Below are 18,988 nucleotides of genomic sequence, written 5' to 3' on the forward strand. Positions count from 1 at the left end.
AAATTATTATTTATTAATTAAATAATTTTAGCTCTATCGCTGCTTTTATTATGGACTTTAATAAATTAAATGGGCTTCTAGGCTATGTTCTCTAGAAAGACTGGGTTTTCAAGTTTTGAAGCTTCCTGATAAAACCGGAATTTTCATGCTACGGTGTACACACAAGTCGAAAAAAGCTCGATTGACCATTGTTCTCTCGTTCCTATGCAGAGCAATAGAAATGCATTCATGTGAAGCATGGGAACGAGGAAAGCCTGATCAAGCTGGGTTTTTAGAACTTGTGTATACCGTAGAGGATAAAGGGAGCGGTAGAACCCAAATTTGGAATCAAAATTTATAATTTTTAATCAATTCTGGTGGTTTAAGTCTCCCTCTTGATCATCAACAATAGGACTTACGCACCAGTTACGGAATAACGTAGACGCATTCGCGGAGCGTCTGTCTGCGACACGCTGCGCGAACGTAGAGAAGCGGCTTGCCGCAGGCTACCGCAGAGTCGCAGAGAAGCCAGTGCGTTGGGCGGGTTCCCCGACTTAAAGCAACTGGCGCGACACGGAGAAATCAGAGTTTCAGAGATATTTTGCGTAAGTCCTAACAAGTTTTGTGCATCTTTCTAAATCGCGTTATAAAACTTAATTACGAATTACTGTCTTCTCGTAGCGATAGTGTACCCCTACGGGGAAGCAAGCTACGCGCAGCGTCTGGTAGAGAAGCGTTAGCAAAGAATGAGCGTCATTATAAATTACGAATTATTTCTGTCGCCTTGGCATAGGACGCATCGCTTCACGGCCCAACATAAACATCCCCGTGACACCTAAACTAACAAACCAAACATATTGATACCAATATTGCCGAATCTGTTCAACCGTACTGAGTTTTGGACGCAACGTATTTAAGTATAGCAGCAGCATTAATATCATCAGCGCTCCAAAACCAACAAAGCTAAAGCCAACACAAATTCGTACAAATCGCAGTTCAAAATCACTAATACTGTCTAGATCAATTTCTGCCAGTTCCTTAAAGGAATCATCTGCCAAAGATGAGGTTGCTTGGAATCTATTGCTCAGTTTTGGTGGCAAAATCGATGACAGTGTTGCTACAGTTGGGCGACGTAGCAAAGCCTCAGTATCTCGCAACAATTCTAGTGGCTTACGGGTAGTAGTTGGTTGAGCAAACTCTATGTTGTCTGTAGCAGTTGGGGCATTGGTTTTGCTTTCAAAATCCATAGCACGCCTCGAAAGAACCAGGATATACATAGCCTAGCGAATCAGAAGACAAATGCGTCAAAATAATTCGTAATACCCTATGGGAAAGCATAACTGTAAGGTATTACGAACTATCAATTATTCGTCCATCTCTTTTAATGTAGCTAATGCTGACGGAGATAAGCGACTTAAATAGCGGAATATCCAGTATTTAAAAATAGTATTTAAAATTACAGGAAATGTTGCAATAAAGAAAAAGATTACATTTCTATTAGCTGGCAAACCTAAATGTTCTCCAAATCCTTCGAGAATGACTTCCCACCCATCTGGTGAGTGAAATCCTACAAATATATCTGTAACCAAAATAATTAAAAAAGCCTTAGCACTATCGCTGAGTCCATAGACAATAGTATCCATAAAAGACTTGAACATCACAATTTCTCTTTTGCTTAAAGCGATGATTATGCTAAAAGAAGTTAGTGAGATTAAATCTGCAAAAACATTGCTAAGAGCGCCATTACTTTTAACATTAAATTCCTCAGCAATTTCCATTGCTTTGTCTTTAATTTTTTCTTGAATTCCCTCTGAAGAAAGTGAAGGCGCATGATTGAGTAAATATTCCAATCTTAATGCTTGCTCAAAATTATGTAATTCATGGATAGCTTCTTTTTCCATATCGGAATTAATGAAAACTTGAATTTGATTATCTCCTCTAATCTTTTCTAATATGGGAATTACTAAAAATTGTTTAGATAAAATATAAGTTAAAAGTGGGACAAGAATTAGAGTTAGTAAAAATCTCAGAGCAGTTTTTGTCCGATTTCGAGAAATTCGGTAATTTCTCATAAATTCTTCTTCTGCTTGCGGAGTGAGATTTGCTTTAATTTTATTAACTGTTTCTCCTATAGAATTCGGAAACACTCCAGGGTTTTGAGATGGAGGTGTTGCTTGAATATCATTAATATCATTTAAATCTAGCTGTTTTTTAATTTCGCTACGATTAGTTTTTAGAAGTTGAGAAGTTGACTCTAATGTGCTATTGCTAATTAGTTTATCTTTGATAGCATACTTCTCTACAACTTCATCAATAACCTTTAACTTTTCTAATAAAATAGGATTCGAGATATTGGCAATTCCCCGACTAAGCCGGAATTCCGCAAGCCTGATCTTGATAATAGTTAAATTTTTATCAAGGTATACTTGCCAGTAAGACATCACATTTTCAGTATAATTTACTGATTCTGATGATATTTTTTGGTTACCAAAATGTTCTATTTCAATGTTTTTAATTCTTTGAGCTGCTTGTTGAGCTTCTAAGAGTGCCCTTTCTGGTGTATCTAAAAACCAATAGTTAAGCGATCGCAAGTATTCTTTGAACCTTCGCCGAAGTAATGCTGGTGTTTTTGCAAATGGATTTTTCATTACTTGTAGGACTATTTATACAATGTCTATTATATTTATATAAGCAAAGGAAATGAGTAACAACTAGTTAAAAACATTATTAACTCTTACCCAAGACTTATTAGATAAATCTATTATTTTGATTTCTTTACATAGTTTAGTTTTATGACGCTAACTTACTTTTATGAAAAGTAAAGATAAAAAACTAGTAGAGTAAATCGTGGCTCTGGTTTTTGTAACAAAAAATTAACTATAAGAAATTAATTTATTTCAATATTATGAATAAGGTGTGTAGATTATGTGTCAATAGTGTGACACAGATCAACATTGCATTTTACAGCTTGATCTGGGGGAGGCAGTGCATTGGTTAGCCAGCACAGTCTTCTCCCTATTGTAGCAAGGGGCGTGAGACGATGCCGCGCATAGCGCAGCTTTTTAGAGTCCATGTCCCGTTCGCACCAGAGCGTTTGGGGAGCCAGTGCGTCCGGCGAGCCACTCTTGTTGCACCTGGCGGGGAAAGCACGCCAGTTTCGATAACGGAGGCTTATCTCATCCTGTGCTTTGTAAAAAACTCGCCATATGATCATAAATATGCTATGTCGGCACAAAAGAAAAGTTGGTCACTATAGTAAGCAAGAAATCTGAACCCAGAATTTATTGGCAATATGAAACTCAGTCTGTGCATGATTGTGAAAAACGAAGCAGCAACACTGCCTAAATGCCTGAACAGTGTCAGAAAAGTGGTGGATGAAATGGTAGTCTTGGATACAGGCTCAATCGATCGCACCCCCAATATTGCCCAACAACTCGGTGCAAAAGTCCATCATTTTAAATGGTGTAATGACTTCAGTGCTGCCCGTAATGCAGCTCTAAAATATGTCACTGGTGATTGGATTTTGGTATTAGATGCTGATGAAACTCTGACACCAGCAATTGTACCGCAGTTGCGAGAGGCGATCGCCAGAGATGAATACCTGCTTCTCAACCTCCTTCGCCATGAAGTTGGTGCAGAACAATCTCCCTATTCTTTGGTTTCCAGGCTGTTCCGCAATCATCCAGATATTCATTTTGACCGTCCTTACCATGCCTTAGTGGATGATAGTGTGTCAGCAATTTTAACCAAAGAACCCCATTGGCAAGTAGGTTATTTACCAGGGGTGGCACTTTTACACGTAGGATATCAAAAAAGTGCGATCGCTCAAAATAACAAATATGCCAAAGCAGCTGCGGCGATGTCAGGGTTTCTCGCTACTCATCCTAATGACCCCTATGTTTGTAGTAAATTAGGGGCATTGTATGTAGAAACTGGAAAAATTTCCCTAGGGATGGAGTTGCTTAGACGAGGAATCATCGCTGCTGAAGAAAACTACGATATTTTATATGAACTTCACTACCATTTAGGCATTGCCTACAGTCGGTTGCAAAAATCCCCCCAGGCTATTTCTCATTATCAAGCTGCAATTAAATTGCCAATTTACCCGATGCTCAAATTAGGAGCATACAACAACTTGGGTAACTTACTCAAAGCAGCAGGAGATTTCAATGGTGCGAAAACTGCTTACGCCACAGCTTTGAAAATTGACCATACTTTTGTTTTTGGACATTATAATTTGGCGATGACATTTAAAGCTTTGGGTTTATTTATAGATGCGATCGCATATTATCAAAATGCAATCGAGTTAAATCCCAACTATGCCGAAGCCTATCAAAATTTAGGGGTAGTGTTGCTCAAAGTTGGCAATCATCAAGATAGTTTAACAGCTTTTAGAAAAGCGATCGCTATTCATGAAAGGTATAATCCCGAAGAGGCCAAAAGACTACGCCAGGGGTTGCGGGAGATGGAGTTGATGTAAAACAGGGAGCAGGGGGAGCAGGGGGAGCAAAGGCATTACCCAATCGAAGTGCCAGATCCTATTGAAGCAATCTTATATTATCTCGAATCCCGTGGGTTGTCTGTAGATGAATTAAAGCCTGTTATTGGCAGTAAGACAGAAATTGCTGAGGTTTTGCATCGCAAGCAAGCCTTAACATTGGAGATGGTTCGGGGTTTGCATCAACAATTGGGGATTCCGGCAGAGATATTAATTCAACCATATCCTCTGATGCAAAATTCAGCTTAATGGTGATTTAACCTTGCATCAAAATTCCTACTAAAATCTGCATTAAGATTTCCAAATCAGTTGGTACCCGATACAACATTAAATCTTGACTCACTTTCCTTTCTTGGCGATTAAAACTACCAAACTGCCAAATATCCCCAGTAGTTACAGCACCATACAAGATTGGCTCATCTGATTCTACCCACGTATCCAAGGCAATCAACTCCGTTGCTAATTGGGTAAATCCCCGTGTTAAGTCTGCCTGCTTTGCTTCTACCACTAAAATATTGTGTTCTGATTGAAGATAGTAGTCTAAGTCACCTCTGAGGTACTGGTTAACCTCAATGGGGTACTCGATATTAACTATTGCTTTTGTGATGTGGGCTACTTCTAATAAGATGGGTGCGATTATTACCTCCCGTCTAGCCGCTTCACTAGTTAGACTAACACGAGTGATCGCTTCTTCTAGGCGTTGGCGTAAGTTTGGTAGTCGAGTTAGTAATTCTGAAGCAGCTATAGGTAAATTGATTGTTGCTTTAGTTAAACTTACTCCTAATTCCCGCAGAATATCGGCGGGAGCGAATTTCATTTGGAAATAGCTGCGAAATGTGTAAAATTCGTTTGGTTTAAGTATCGGGGGACGGTGACGTTCAGTCATGCTAAAATCCGCAGTTATGATATTGAAATTATTTTTATTCATTTTATTGGAAGGCATCAAGAATACGATAACGTAACTTGAGGTTTGAAAATGAACTCCACCCCTTCTGAGTCGAAAAGGTGGAGTTAATAAGTTGGAGAGTTGGTAAATTGTCTTCACAAATGACAACTAACTAAATACGCGACTTGACAAATTTCTCTAATCTATCCATTCCCTTTTCAATCGTCGCCATATCTGTGGCGTAGGAAAGGCGAATGTTGTGATCAGCGCCAAAAGCAATTCCAGGAATGACTGCAACTTGATGTTTTTCCAACAAAGCGTCACAAAATTCTAGGGATTTTAGACCGGTTTTGCTGATATCAGGGAACAGATAAAAAGCGCCATCTGGTGAGGCAGTACTCAATCCCGGAATGGCGTTGAGTCTTTCTAGCATTACCTGTCGCCGTTTAGCAAAGGCTTGGCGCATTTCTTCGACACAATCTTGATGACTTTCCAAAGCAGCGATCGCACCATATTGGGCAAAGGTACACACGTTAGATGTACTATGCCCTTGGATGGTACTTGCTGCTTTAATAATCTCCACTGGCCCCGCTAAATAGCCGATACGCCACCCAGTCATGGAATAAGCCTTCGCAAACCCATTACTGATCAAAGTGCGGTCAAAAATTTCCTTCCCTAGAGAACCGATGCTGATATGTTCTGCACCGTCGTAGAGAATCTTTTCGTAAATCTCATCAGAGACGACAAAGATATCTGCATCAACTACTACCTTCGCCAGTGCTTTAATTTCATCTGGGGTGTAAACCATCCCTGTAGGATTAGATGGGGAGTTGAGGATAAATAACTTCGTCTTCGGCGTGATTGCTTTACGGAGTTGTTCGGGAGTAATTTTATAATCTGTCGTGGCATCTGTGGGCACAATCACCGAGACTCCACCGACTAAAGTCACCATTTCGGGATAACTTAGCCAGTAGGGCGCAGGGATAATTACCTCATCACCTGGATCAATTAGCGCCACTATTAAGTTGTACAGAGAATGCTTACCGCCATTGGTGACGATCACATTCTCTGACTTGTAATCAAGACCGTTATCAGTTTTAAGCTTACGGGCGATCGCTTCCCTTAACTTTGGTTCTCCAGCTGCTGCACCGTATTTGGTTTTGCCTTCTTCCAAAGCTTTGACTGCTGCGGCTTTAATATGCGCTGGAGTATCAAAATCTGGTTCTCCAGCGCTAAAACTACAAACATCTATTCCTTCTACCTTCAGTGCCTTAGCCTTGGCTGCGATCGCTAAGGTTAATGAAGGAGTTACCTGACTTACTCTTGCTGCCAGCTTCATTCTTACTATTTTTGGCAAATCTTTCACTTATCTAAGGATATCCCAGAATCCCTACCAAGATTTGCTTTTTCTGAATTCGTTAGGGACGGGATAATTACGAAGAATTACTGACTCTTGACCCTTGACTGTTAACAATGTACTCTATGTATTGTTTTAATTTTAGAAAAAACTAACTGTTTATATGCGATTCAATAAACTTTTCATTGCATCTTCTCTGTTAATCACTGGTCTTTTTATACCTAATGCTGCCATTGCTCAAAATCGCGGTACTCCGGGTCAATTTGATTTTTATGTACTGACACTCTCTTGGTCGCCAGATTATTGTGCGGCAAACGGTACCCATGATCAGCAGCAGTGTGGTTCTGGAAAGAAACTTGGTTTTGTACTACATGGTTTGTGGCCGCAGTACCAAAGTGGTTATCCTGCTAATTGTTCTACGCAAAAACTACCGTCGGAAGTAAAGCAGCGGTTTCCTAATTTGTATCCTAGCCCTAAACTTTACGATCATGAATGGGAAAAACATGGTACTTGTTCGGGGAAAACTCCTGCGGAATATTTGGCATTCAGTAAAAAGTTAAAAGATGCGATCGCTATTCCCCCAGCTTATAATCGTCCTAATAAACCCTTACGAACCACAATTACAAATTTTAAAAATTCATTTGTCAGTGCTAATAATAAAATTACTTCTGATGGTATAGCACCTTTTTGTTCTGGTTCGGGAAGATTTTTGCAAGAAGTCTTCTTTTGTTATTCCAAAAACGGTGAAGCTGGTATTTGTAGTGCGGAGATTTTGAAGCGATCGCAAAAAAGTTGTGGTCAGCCAGATTTCTTAGTGAGAAACGTTAGATAACAATGGGGCATGGGGCATTGGGCACTTGTACTGAGCAGTATCGTTGGCGCAGCCTCTCCAAGAGTTGTATTGGTTATTGTCCTCTGCTCCCCCACTCCCCACAACTCTGATTTAAAGTTACTTAATTTATTATTTACCATTACTTATTCATTTCTTAACTTATCTATTCTAATCTTCAAATGTAATTAGAACCCATTCTTATTTCCAGAAAGTAGGCGCAATCAGAGAATCTATTTAGGAAAAAGTTATATTTATAACTATAAATTTTTAGGTAGTTCTCTGAATTGCAATAAACCCAGGTTTTTTCCTAGTTTTAATAGTTTTTTCGTCACACAACTTGTTTTTGTCCGACTGCATTCTTGTCTTTTATTGGGAGTGCTAAATGGAATATTTATTTCTAGCTTTGGCGCTGGGTCTTGCACTCAGCTTTGAATTTGTCAATGGTTTTCATGATACTGCAAATGCAGTTGCTACAGTCATTTACACTCATAGCCTAAAGCCAAACATCGCTGTCGTCTGGTCAGGCTGTTGGAACCTAATTGGTGTACTGACATCAACTGGAGCCGTTGCTTTTGGCATTGTTGCCCTGCTTCCGGTTGAGTTGGTAATTAATGTTGGCTCAAGTGCAGGCTTTGCAATGGTATTTGCACTTTTGATTTCAGCGATCATGTGGAACTTGGGAACCTGGTACTTGGGCTTACCTGCATCCAGTTCACATACGCTGATTGGTTCAATTATGGGTGTTGGTTTAGCAAATTCATTGTTGTCTAAGGGTCATGTCTTTGGCGAGGGCGTGAATTGGGCAAAGACCGAGGAAGTTTTCACATCTCTATTGGTTTCGCCAATTGTTGGATTCACCTGCGCCGCACTGCTGTTATTGCTGGCGAAAAGACTGATCAGACGACCAGAGTTGTACCGTGCGCCAGAAGGGAATAAAACACCACCGCCTTGGATACGTGGTTTGTTAATCTTGACATGTACTGGTGTGAGCTTCGCCCACGGTTCAAATGATGGTCAAAAAGGTATGGGTCTGATCATGCTCATCTTAGTGGGCATTCTACCAAGTATGTTTGCACTGAATATGGATACCAATGCAGGGGCGATCACTCAGTTGGCCGCTACGTCCAACTCTGTGATTCCGGTGCTGCAACAACAAGTACCCGGAACATTCTTAAACAGCCAAAACATCACAGATGAGCTTTCCAACTTCCTCAAACCAACTGGCGAAGCTAAGGACAAAACATTCGCAGCCCTTGCTGCCAAAAGTCGGACAATTGGAGACAAGCTTACTGGTAAGACTAGTTTCAAGCAGCTTTCAAGGGATGAGCTAAGTTCATTACGAACCGATATGTATTTAGTCGCTGGAACAATTGGGAAACTGGACAATCAGAAAAAATTAACCGATGTCAAACAAGAAAAGGTGCTTACCAGCTATAAGATGCAGTTGGATAAAGTAACCAAATTTATTCCCAATTGGGTGAAATTTGCCGTTGCCATTGCACTGGGTCTTGGCACAATGATTGGTTGGAAGCGCATCGTGGTGACAGTGGGTGAAAAGATTGGCAAAGACCACCTTACCTACGCTCAAGGAGCTTCCGCCGAGTTAGTTGCTATGACAACTATTGGTGCTGCGGATTACTTCGGTCTGCCAGTCAGCACCACTCACGTCCTGTCATCGGGTGTAGCGGGGACAATGGCGGCAAATCATTCAGGTTTGCAAACAGACACCTTGAGAAATATTCTGCTCGCCTGGGTGCTGACCCTGCCAGTTTGCGTACTGCTTGGTTCTGCTACATATGCAGGAAGCTTGTACATAGTCTTTAATATTCTGAGTTTTAAGTAAGACAATAGAAGCAGAGGGGCGAGGTGCAGGGAGTAGAAGAGAAAATTAAAAATTACCTCTTTGCCTCTGCTCCCTGCCCCCTGCTTCTTCTCCCCTATCCCCTAAGCGATCGTCACATCTGGCGACAAATAAACATCTTGAATGGCGTGAAATAGCTTCACACCTTCGTCAAAAGGACGCTGGAACGTCTTCCGCCCAGAAATTAATCCTGAACCACCAGCCCGTTTGTTAATTACGGCAGTGCGAACGGCTTCGGCGAAATCATTTTTACCAGTCGCGCCACCAGAATTAATCAGTCCCACACGCCCAGAGTAGCAATTTAGTACTTGGTAACGAGTTAAATCAATTGGGTTGTCAGTTGTCAATTCTGTGTAAACCCGCTCATCGGTTTTGCCGTAACTCTTGCCAGTAGCTTTGGCAACTGCACCGTAACCATTGTTATTTTCGGGTAACTTTTGTTTGATGATGTCGGCTTCAATCGTCACACCCAAATGATTCGCTTGTCCGGTGAGGTCAGCCGCAAGGTGGTAATCTTTATCTTGTTTAAAAGCGTTGTTCCGCAGATAGCACCAGAGAATTGTGGCCAAACCGAGTTCATGGGCGCGTTTAAAAGCTTTGCTGATTTCTTGGATTTGTCTAGTAGACTGGTCTGAGCCAAAGTAAATTGTCGCACCCACTGCCGCCGCCCCTAAATTCCAAGCTTGTTCTACATCAGCAAACAATACCTGGTCAAATTGATTGGGGAAAGTCAGCAATTCATTGTGATTGATTTTGGCAATAAAGGGAATTTTGTGGGCATACTTGCGCGAAACGATCCCTAATGTCCCCAAAGTGGTAGCAACCGCATTGCAACCTGCGGCGATCGCTAATCTGATAATATTTTCTGGGTCAAAGTAAATCGGATTGGGCGCAAAAGACGCACCTGCTGAATGTTCAATCCCTTGGTCTACCGGTAGAATAGACAGATATCCTGTGTTTGCAAGACGACCAGTGGAATAAAGTAACTGGAGATTACGCAATACTTGAGGATTGCGATCGCTGTTTAGCCAGATTCGATCTACAAAATCTGGCCCCGGCAAATGTAGTAAATCCTGAGAAACTTTTGCTTTGTAGGTAAGCAGGTCTTCTGCCTCTTTACCTAGCAATGACTCGATAGAATTAGCCTCTTTAAGCGTTGTAGTCATAGCGTTTTCCTCAACAATTGAGCAAATGACCTTTGCCTTTAAGATAGCATTTTTAATATTCCTAACCTGGTTGTGCGGGTATTAACTATATATAGAATCCCGCTGATATTGCAGTCTTAAATCATTTGTAAAAACTTGTTTGACTGATTAAACGTGAGATTTAATTGTCAGAATTTGCCTTTTCTCCCAAACAAATAACTTCTTAAGGAAGATGCAGAGTGATCGGGTCACGCAAAAGACTAGAATTTCTCTATACTGAGAAATAAAAAAGATTCATCCTTTGAGTTCAATCCAAACCTAACAAGAACAGCCCCTTAAGAAAGCTAGCGTTGGGAAGTAAAGCTCAAAGCCTCTCTTATAAAAGGAGAGAGGAATGAAAATGAGGTCAGAGTGTATTGCATACATAGACGCGTAGCGGCTTAAGGCAGGGTACGAGCGATGCCTACGGTGGTCACTGAGCTTCGTCGTTGGCGCAGCCTCTCGTAGAGAAGTGCGGGCTACGCCTACGCTATATCAGCTTAAAACTTGGCATCTACTAGCTGCTCAATTATGTTATCTTCGTATCCTATCTAGGATTCACAGGAAAGTAAAACTTATCTTCCCCAAAAGAACAAATACAATTTTATGAGTAAGTTTCAAATCGATATCGACTTCAGTAATATAGATTTAGCTTCCCTTGAGACAGAAGAAGATTTTCAAAGAGAGGCCAAAATATTATTACCAAAGGTACTGGTAAAACTAGGTGAAAATGTAGGTGAAAAGACCTGGGAAGAATTACAACAAAAGCTGCAAGGCGCTGGAGGTAAACTCAAATCTTCTCCAAGCGAGAAACGCAGGTTTATTCAAGAAACAGGAAGAACTTATCAACGAAATGCCAGTAACAGAGAAAGACAAGAACTCGAAGATTATATAGTAGAGCAATTACGCCAGCACAAGCAGTAAATATCTACCTAAGTCTGATGTTCGTGTATTCTAACTTCTATTTATTTTTAGCAGTAGTTTTAGTAGGGTGCATTAGCCTTTGGCGTAACGCACCACTCTACTTAATACTGCGTAGGTTTTGCCTAAAAAATAAAAATGTGTAGGTTAGGTTGAGGAAGGAAACCCAACATTTTGCGGGGTTTGTTGGGTTTCCTTTGTACCCATGCGGGGAAGCAAGCTACAACTCAACCTACAAATATTCTTAACCGAGCAGTATTGGCACTGTACTAACTTCCAGTATTCAAAATCATTGTAGAGGCACAAGAATAGTAAGTTAAGCTTAGATGAGTCTTTGATACTCGTGAACGAGTCTTTGAACTCCGTCAACGAGTCTTTGAACTCCGTCAACGAGTCTTTGATACTCGTAAACGAGTCTTTGATACTCGTGAACGAGTCTTTGAACTCCGTCAATGAGTCTTTGATACTCGTGAATGAGTCTTTGATACTCGTGAATGAGTCTTTGAACTCCGTCAACGAGTCTTTAATACTCGTGAACGAGTATTAGAACTCCGTGAATGAGTCTTTGAACTCCGTTAACGAGTCTTTGATACTCGTGAATGAGTGTTTGAACTCCGTCAACGAGTCTTTGAGATTATGTCTGGCAGAATATTTGTCATTGCGAGCGGAACGAAGCAATCGCAAGGATGTTGGGATTACTTCGCTTCTCTACGAGACGCTTTGCGATCGCTCCCAATGACATATCATAAGTTAATTTACCGGACATGATTCAAACAAACCAGCGGCGAATCAACTCCACCTGGAAGCCATAGCCGTCGTCAACTTCCTCAATTAACTCCCGTTGCAACAGCAAGCTGAAAGTAATATCAGCATCGGGGAACTGTTGCAATAAAGTTTGGCGGCTAACTATAGCCCCTTCCCCTTGAGCGGCGATAAAACGTAGAATAGCTTGTCCAGTAGCGTCTACTTGATTGTTTTGAATATCAGCAAAGAAAAAACCACCACTTTGCAAAGCTTCTGGTATCGCTGCTTCCACATCCGCTAAAGTTGCCAATCGCCGGATAGAGGGGTCTTGTTCGTTCTTAAGGACAATAATTTCCGCGCAGAGTAGTTGTACCAAGAATGGGTGACAGCGGGTGAGTCGTAGCACTCGCTCAACGGCATTGGGTTCATAGCGGAGGGTAAAATCTTTGACGGGACGTTCAATTAATTGTCGTGCTTCCGCTTCTTTGAGGTAGGAGATATGCACTACTTGGACATTAATGAGATAACTAGCCCAGCGCTGATATTCTTCGATAGTATGAGAGCCAGCTAGTAAAATCTTGAAGCGGGGACGATGTTGGATGAGGTGACGCAGCATTCCCAAAACATCTTGTTCATCAAAGCGACCTTTAGCTATGGCGTTGTCTAGCACCTCGAATTCATCTAGCGCTAGTAAGGCGGTATTTTGTTCTAGAGCCTGTTCTACTTTATCTAGCCATTCATAGAAATAAGTGAAGGGGTCAGATTTTAACACTTCACGGGCTAGGGACGGTAGAGTTACACCTTGCTTTTTTGCTGACTTCTCCATCTCTCTAGCCAGGTTGTAGAGAAAACCTGCATGGTCACTCGCTGATGAAGGTGCGCCTTGCAAGTCCACAAACATCGGGATAATGCTATTAGGTAGTAACTTTCCGATGTTATTGAGGAGGGAAGTTTTACCCATACGTCGCTGACCATAAAGTAGCAGAGGTGGACGACGGCGATCGCGCAGTAGTTGCTCAATGCGTAAGCCGATATCATCGCGCCCCGTGAAAACTTCTTGCTCTAGTGTGAGGGGTACGCCGATGATGTAAGGCGAGTCAATTTCTTGGCGGAGTTCAGTAATTTTAGCTAGTTCATCTATATAGTTGGTGACTATCTCACGCCAACTTTTGATAATAGGGTAGAAACGGACTGTGTATTTGTCGCTGCTACGAGCGAAGTTCTGCAACTGTAGATTTAATTTATCTGCAACATCTCTGAGGAGTAAACGTTGGTTATAAGCACTTGCTTGATTGAGAGCAACATCAACATCCTCACTGATACGGCTAAAAATTCGTAGTAGAGGACTAACTTCACTATTTAGTTCGCTAGTTACCAGACTGCGATGAGCTTTACGAATAGCTTCAACATCAGCGCAGCCTTGTAAACTGCGTGCATCCAGTTCAATTTGTGCAGTTTCAGCCGCCCAGTGTTAGTAACTGGTAGTCAGGTAATCAATAGCAGCTTTTCCCTCAATTGGGTTACGCTTTAAAACTAACAGCAGGTGCTTGTCCAATCCATATAGAGGTATACGCTGCAACTCATCCCAAAAGGCAGAATGCCAGCGCAATATGGTTTTATTGTCTTTACGCTGTTTATCCAGTAGGTAGAGCAAGATATTCCATAATGTGACAAATGGATAAAGTAGCACTGGTCGCCATAAATCGATAGTGACTCCCACACCAAAAAATAGCAAGCTTTGAGGCATAAACCATACTGGCACACCCAAAAGCACGCCTGAAATCACCGTTAATAGTAATACCGAGAAGGTTATGCCGAAAAACCATGTCCACTGGAAGGGTCCGAAAAATACTAACGTGCCTGATATTATCAAAGTCATACTGACTCCGCCTGATAGTAAGTGCGGAGCCATAACCAATAGTGGCATACCCAATACTACGACAGATGCCACAACTAACTCTAAGAGCAACGACGTGCTTTGCTTCCCGCCTAACTGAAATAGAAGAAACTCTACGCGCCACCATACCGAGTAAGCTACACCCCATACCACCAAAACAGAAATGTTGCCTGCTGACTTTCCCAATTTCCACAGCACCAAGCCAAGCGTTATATTTACCAGCAGAGGAACGACTACAAATCCCTGTATGCTAAGTTCTGAGAGCAAGCGGCTTGTCCTATTAGAGTTGATGTCTAGAGTGTAGAAAATACGGTTGAGGTGATTGCGCCATGCTACAGGACGGAATAAAAGCCAGAACAGCATCTGAAAGCCACCCAGTATCAGATTCGGGTGGTGTTGGGGTGCATGAGTATAGGCATTACGTGTAACACCAGTAGGTGTCATGTCGATTTTTCTATTTCCCTACCTTTGTCACAGGATTTTTATGGCTTGGGCTTTTATATCCCCTTTGAGAATAATTCTGGGGCTACGTAAATCAGCTATGTAATTAAGAAATCTAATAATTTTTGGAATCTTGGCTGACTTTAGTTTTAGATATAGCTAAGTTATGGTTGAGTTTTAGTTGACTTTTTTACTTACTATACTATTTTTAATTTAGGGAAACAGTCAAAAGTGCCCAACTTACTAAGGCACGGGCACTTTTGCTGCCTCTGAACTCCTCTCCTTAAGGGCTGAGTCAGAAGTCTAAAACTTTTGAACGATAAGGAGAGTTCGATGTCTCATTTTTACCGATTGTTGATTATCGCTATGCTATCTTATGGTGTCATTTCCGGTGACATCAAATTAGATGACCCTATTCTTATTCCAGTTGTTATCGAACTGATTAAGATTAAAGAGCCACTTAGCAAAAGCGATGGAGAATGAGTAACCTTGCCTAGTTTGGTTTAGCAATTATTATGTATGTGTTTGACTACTCACTAGGAGAGGTGACGACTCTCCTAGTTTTTTGTGCAAACCGCAAGCATAATTAAGTTTACTGATCTACATCTCTATAATAAGGCTTGTTATAGCTGAGTTATTGGTTTACTTATGGTTGACTTATGTATATTAAGATGTACTGATTTATCTTAGCGCTTAACTAAATCAATCAGTAAAGGGCTTTATCTGTCTTAAACCTTCTTCCTGCCAATTATCATCATTCTCCCCTTCTTCTAAGTTAAATAATCTTTCTCTACACAGAATTTGTAACAACAGTGGCCAGCAGCAACTTTGTGTCAAAATCCACTCTACATCTTCAGCAGTGAAAGCAATGGGCAAACTCGCTATCAATTCCCGCGCTTCTATCTCAGTCAATGCTTCCAGATATGCGGTGTAGCCGAAAATATTGAAAAAGGGTGAACTGTGTCCTGTGTTGTGCGCCATTTTAATCGGTGATTCGGGGGTAGCTAAGACAAACGCTAGATTCCCGTCTGTATGGTTAGTTGCCAAAGACCGCAAACTTTCCCAAAAGCCATCATCTAATTCTGGACAGCGTTGCAAGCCAACGCCAATCTCATCAAATAAGATGACTGTGGGAGAATGCAAATTATCGCTGACTATCTCCATGAAACGATCTAAATCGCAAGGTGTAGGCACTTGCATCTTCACTGATTCTAGGATGTACTTTAGCAGTCCTTCTCGGCTTTGCATTCGTGCGTCTTGTAAGTCTACAAAAATCCAACAGTAATTTTCTGGATGCGGTAGCCAGTCAGATTTTTGAGCAGGACGCAGCTGTTCTGCTGGAGTGGTGGTGATATTTTTTAAGTAGTGCAGCAGGGATGTTTTACCGCTACGCTTTTTGCCGATAATGGCGGCGTTTTGCAGCGGATGGCGTTTGAGTAAGTTGAAAAGGCGTTTTAATTCTTTTTCTCGTCCAAAAAAGTAACGGGGTTGGGTGATGGGTGCGCCTGTGATGAAGGGTGATGCTTCTCCGTTAGTTGGTTGAGGTTTAGGCGGTTGAGTTTCTGGTTCTTTGTATGCAATGTCTTGCCAATCTAACCCCAGTTTTTTGCTAAGTTCTACAAAATTTAGATAGTCAACAGGTTTACTACTGAGAAAGTTTTTGACTGTGGATAAAGAAATTCCTACTTCATTGGCGAAAGACTGCTGGCTGGGATAGCCGTTACGCCCAAGTGCTAACTTTACTTTTTCAATATACTTTGGGGCTACCCGAAGTGATCGCGCCATTACTCCTTATATGAAATACTACTTAATATTGTAGTTCTTTTAAGAGACTCAAAGTCAACAATAAATCAGCTAAAAGTCAACTATTTATCAACGCATAGTCAATATTGCTCCCCAGCCAGATGCCAATCTAGTTTACCAAGACCGCTACAACAGCGTATCTATTAACGGGACTTAAACATTTTTGAGGGAAAAACAAGCCTCAAGGCCATGCAGGATAAGGGAAATACACCAAATGCTCAAAAATAGCCCAAGCCCAGGTATATCAAGAAAAAAAGCAAAACGATGTCAAAGTCTTTCTGTATATAGATTTGAGGCTATTTTTTGATGTTTTTTGTCTAAGTTCCATTAAGAACGCCCTCGGCCAAACGTGTTGGGCATTTAACTTGATTTTGGGACTGAGTGGGGATACTGGATTGGTAGGTAAGCTCAAGTTGACACCAATACATCGCTGTATTGCATCTGATTATGACGAGTAGAAATTAATAAGAGACCTCTTGCATAAATGCTTAAATTGTCATATTGAGCGGAGCGAAACATCTGGTGAGATTCTTCTCTCCACTGCGTTCTGCTCAGAATGACATTCCTGATTTTGGGACTTTTGCAAGAGGTCTAAGGAGTTAGGAATAAATAACTCCTAACTCCTAACTCTTGTACAGACGCGATTAATCGCGTCTCTATTTTTTACAGCGCACAAGTCAACTCGCCGGCTTTTTGACTAAAGCGGTGATTTTCCCGGTAGTCCACGGGACAATCTATCACGGCGGGTACATCTTGAGCGAGGGCTTCTTTGAGGGTGGGAATCAAATCTAAAGCTGATTCAACTCGGTAGCCTTTTAAACCCATGCTTTCAGCAAATTTGACAAAATCAGGATTGCTAAAATGCACAAAAGATGAGTTTCCTTTGCCAAATTGATTTTCTTGCTTCCACTCAATTAACCCATAGCCACCATCATTAAAAATTATGGTGACAAAGGGTGTACCAACACGCAAAGCTGTTTCTAATTCTTGAGAATTCATCATAAAACCGCCATCGCCTGTTACAGCAACGACTTTGCGCTTGGGATGAACAAGTTTTGCTGCTAAAGCGCCAGGAATGGCAATACCCATAGCCGCGAAGCCGTTGGAAATTATGCACGTATTGGGGCTATGGCAATGATAATGACGGGCCATCCACATCTTATGTGCGCCAACATCAGAGATGACGATATCATCTGGGCCCATCACTTGCCGTAAGTCATAAATTAACTTTTGCGGCTTAATAGGAAATCCGTCATCATGGGCATACTGTTCGTAATCAGCCCGAATATCTGACCTTAAGCTGATAGCAAAGGGATCAGGTTTACCTTGTCTGTCTGCTAACTTTAAAATTTCATAAAGGGAATCTGAAATATCTCCCACGACTTCGGCGTTGGGAATATAACTACTATCAATCTCTGCTGGACTTACCCCAATATGCACAATCGGAATTTCACCATTACGATTCCATTTCTTCGGGGAAAACTCAATCAAATCATAGCCGATCGCAATTACTAAATCTGTGTTATCAAAGCCACAGGTAATAAAATCTCTTTGCTGCAATCCCACTGACCACAAAGCTAATTGGTGTGTATAGGGAATTACGCCTTTACCCATGAAAGTATTGGCAACAGGTATATTCAGCAAGGTGGCAAATTGCGTTACTGCATCACTTGCATTAGCGCGAATTGCCCCATTTCCTACTAAAATTAATGGGTTAACTGCTTGGCAAATTGCGGCTGCTGCTGCCCGAATGCTAGCAAAAGATGCATAGCTTTTTTCACTATTATCCTTACGCAAAGGTTTGCCTTCGACGGGCATGGCAGCAATATTTTCTGGTAAATCGATGTGAACTGCACCAGGTTTTTCAGATTGCGATCGCTTAAATGCTTTCCGCACTACTTCTGGTGTAATACTCGGTCGCACAATCTGCTTATTCCACTTGGTAACAGGTGCAAACATTGCCACCAAATCTAAATATTGATGGGATTCAATATGCATTCTATCTGTTCCCACTTGACCGGTAATCGCCACTAAGGGCGCACCATCGAGGTTAGCATCTGCTACCCCAGTCATCAAGTTGGTTGCCCCAGGCCCTAGAGTAGAAAGACACACTCCGGCTTTTCCTGTTAAGCGTCCGTAGACATCGGCCATGAATGCTGCACCCTGTTCATGACGAGTCGTAATAAATTTAATCGAAGAATGTTTTAGCGCTTCCAAAACGTGCAGGTTTTCTTCGCCAGGTAGTCCAAAAATATATTGCACTCCTTCATTTTCTAGGCACTGCACCAATAATTCTGCTGTATTCATTTGATTTCCTAACTAGCAACGATATCGAGTTAAGAGTTAGAAGTAGAGACGCGATTAATCGCGTCTGTTAGGAGTTAGGAGTTAGGAGTAGATACGCGATTAATCGCGTCTGTTAGGAGTTGGGAGTTAGGAGTAGAGACGCGATTAATCACGTCTGTTAGGAGTTAGGAGTTAGGAGTTGAAATTAATAGCTCCTCACTCATCACTCGTTTCTCTTCAGTTTTAACTCTTCACTTCTCACTTTTCACTCGTCATTCGTTGCTCACCGCTCTTAACTC

At 41.5% G+C, this 18,988-nt stretch carries 15 protein-coding genes; 6 read left to right on the forward strand and 9 right to left on the reverse strand.

The features are described from left to right. Positions 1-749: 749 nt before the first annotated feature. Positions 750-1,226 carry a hypothetical protein gene (locus V7K48_RS33630; RefSeq protein WP_335079481.1) on the reverse strand — a complete coding sequence of 159 codons (477 nt, stop codon included), beginning with the start codon at positions 1,224-1,226 and terminating at the stop codon, positions 750-752. Between the two features lie 117 nt (positions 1,227-1,343). Further along, the gene (locus V7K48_RS33635) at positions 1,344-2,627 is read right to left on the reverse strand and encodes a proton extrusion protein PcxA (protein WP_335079483.1); all 1,284 of its coding nucleotides are present in this window, start codon (positions 2,625-2,627) and stop codon (positions 1,344-1,346) included. Positions 2,628-3,271: 644 nt separating this feature from the next. Here V7K48_RS33635 and V7K48_RS33640 point away from each other — a divergent pair. Further along, positions 3,272-4,459, forward strand: a complete 1,188-nt coding sequence (locus tag V7K48_RS33640) for a glycosyltransferase (protein WP_335079485.1) — start codon at positions 3,272-3,274, stop codon at positions 4,457-4,459. 48 nt (positions 4,460-4,507) lie between these two features. After that, positions 4,508-4,726 carry a helix-turn-helix domain-containing protein gene (locus tag V7K48_RS33645; protein ID WP_442949515.1) on the forward strand — a complete coding sequence of 73 codons (219 nt, stop codon included), beginning with the start codon at positions 4,508-4,510 and terminating at the stop codon, positions 4,724-4,726. A gap of 7 nt (positions 4,727-4,733) precedes the next feature. Here the strand turns inward: V7K48_RS33645 and V7K48_RS33650 are convergent, their stop codons facing one another. Then, positions 4,734-5,363 carry a hypothetical protein gene (locus V7K48_RS33650; protein ID WP_335079487.1) on the reverse strand — a complete coding sequence of 210 codons (630 nt, stop codon included), beginning with the start codon at positions 5,361-5,363 and terminating at the stop codon, positions 4,734-4,736. Between the two features lie 172 nt (positions 5,364-5,535). Further along, complete coding sequence (locus V7K48_RS33655; protein WP_335079489.1) at positions 5,536-6,702, reverse strand: pyridoxal phosphate-dependent aminotransferase; 1,167 nt, start codon at positions 6,700-6,702, stop codon at positions 5,536-5,538. A 181-nt stretch (positions 6,703-6,883) separates the two neighbouring features. Between V7K48_RS33655 and V7K48_RS33660 the strand changes: the two genes are divergently transcribed. Next, a complete protein-coding gene (locus V7K48_RS33660) occupies positions 6,884-7,552 on the forward strand; it encodes a ribonuclease T2 family protein (protein WP_335079491.1) in 669 nt (222 codons plus the stop codon). 382 nt (positions 7,553-7,934) lie between these two features. Beyond that, positions 7,935-9,395 (forward strand): inorganic phosphate transporter, encoded by a 1,461-nt coding sequence (locus V7K48_RS33665; protein WP_335079493.1) that lies wholly within the window; start codon positions 7,935-7,937, stop codon positions 9,393-9,395. A gap of 101 nt (positions 9,396-9,496) precedes the next feature. Here the strand turns inward: V7K48_RS33665 and V7K48_RS33670 are convergent, their stop codons facing one another. Beyond that, entirely contained in the window at positions 9,497-10,579 is a 1,083-nt protein-coding gene (locus V7K48_RS33670; RefSeq protein ID WP_335079495.1) for a class I fructose-bisphosphate aldolase, read from the reverse strand. Positions 10,580-11,203: 624 nt separating this feature from the next. On the opposite strand from V7K48_RS33670, the gene V7K48_RS33675 reads away from it, so the two are divergent. Next, a complete protein-coding gene (locus V7K48_RS33675; RefSeq protein ID WP_335079497.1) occupies positions 11,204-11,521 on the forward strand; it encodes a hypothetical protein in 318 nt (105 codons plus the stop codon). Between the two features lie 766 nt (positions 11,522-12,287). Here V7K48_RS33675 and V7K48_RS33680 read toward each other — a convergent pair. Both V7K48_RS33680 and V7K48_RS33685 read right to left on the reverse strand, forming a co-directional pair. Next, complete coding sequence (locus V7K48_RS33680; protein WP_335079500.1) at positions 12,288-13,490, reverse strand: AAA family ATPase; 1,203 nt, start codon at positions 13,488-13,490, stop codon at positions 12,288-12,290. Between the two features lie 243 nt (positions 13,491-13,733). Continuing rightward, positions 13,734-14,603 carry a hypothetical protein gene (locus V7K48_RS33685; RefSeq protein WP_335079503.1) on the reverse strand — a complete coding sequence of 290 codons (870 nt, stop codon included), beginning with the start codon at positions 14,601-14,603 and terminating at the stop codon, positions 13,734-13,736. A gap of 330 nt (positions 14,604-14,933) precedes the next feature. On the opposite strand from V7K48_RS33685, the gene V7K48_RS33690 reads away from it, so the two are divergent. Then, positions 14,934-15,083, forward strand: a complete 150-nt coding sequence (locus tag V7K48_RS33690; RefSeq protein ID WP_335079505.1) for a hypothetical protein — start codon at positions 14,934-14,936, stop codon at positions 15,081-15,083. 219 nt (positions 15,084-15,302) lie between these two features. Here V7K48_RS33690 and V7K48_RS33695 read toward each other — a convergent pair whose 3' ends face one another. Both V7K48_RS33695 and V7K48_RS33700 read right to left on the reverse strand, forming a co-directional pair. Next, positions 15,303-16,385 carry an ATP-binding protein gene (locus V7K48_RS33695; RefSeq protein WP_335079507.1) on the reverse strand — a complete coding sequence of 361 codons (1,083 nt, stop codon included), beginning with the start codon at positions 16,383-16,385 and terminating at the stop codon, positions 15,303-15,305. A gap of 681 nt (positions 16,386-17,066) precedes the next feature. Then, on the reverse strand, positions 17,067-18,710 hold the full coding sequence (locus V7K48_RS33700) for an acetolactate synthase large subunit (protein ID WP_335079509.1): 1,644 nt from the start codon (positions 18,708-18,710) through the stop codon (positions 17,067-17,069). Positions 18,711-18,988 lie beyond the last annotated feature (278 nt).

Origin of the sequence: Nostoc sp. (genome assembly GCF_036919615.1) — a bacterium.
Lineage (GTDB): Bacteria > Cyanobacteriota > Cyanobacteriia > Cyanobacteriales > Nostocaceae > Nostoc.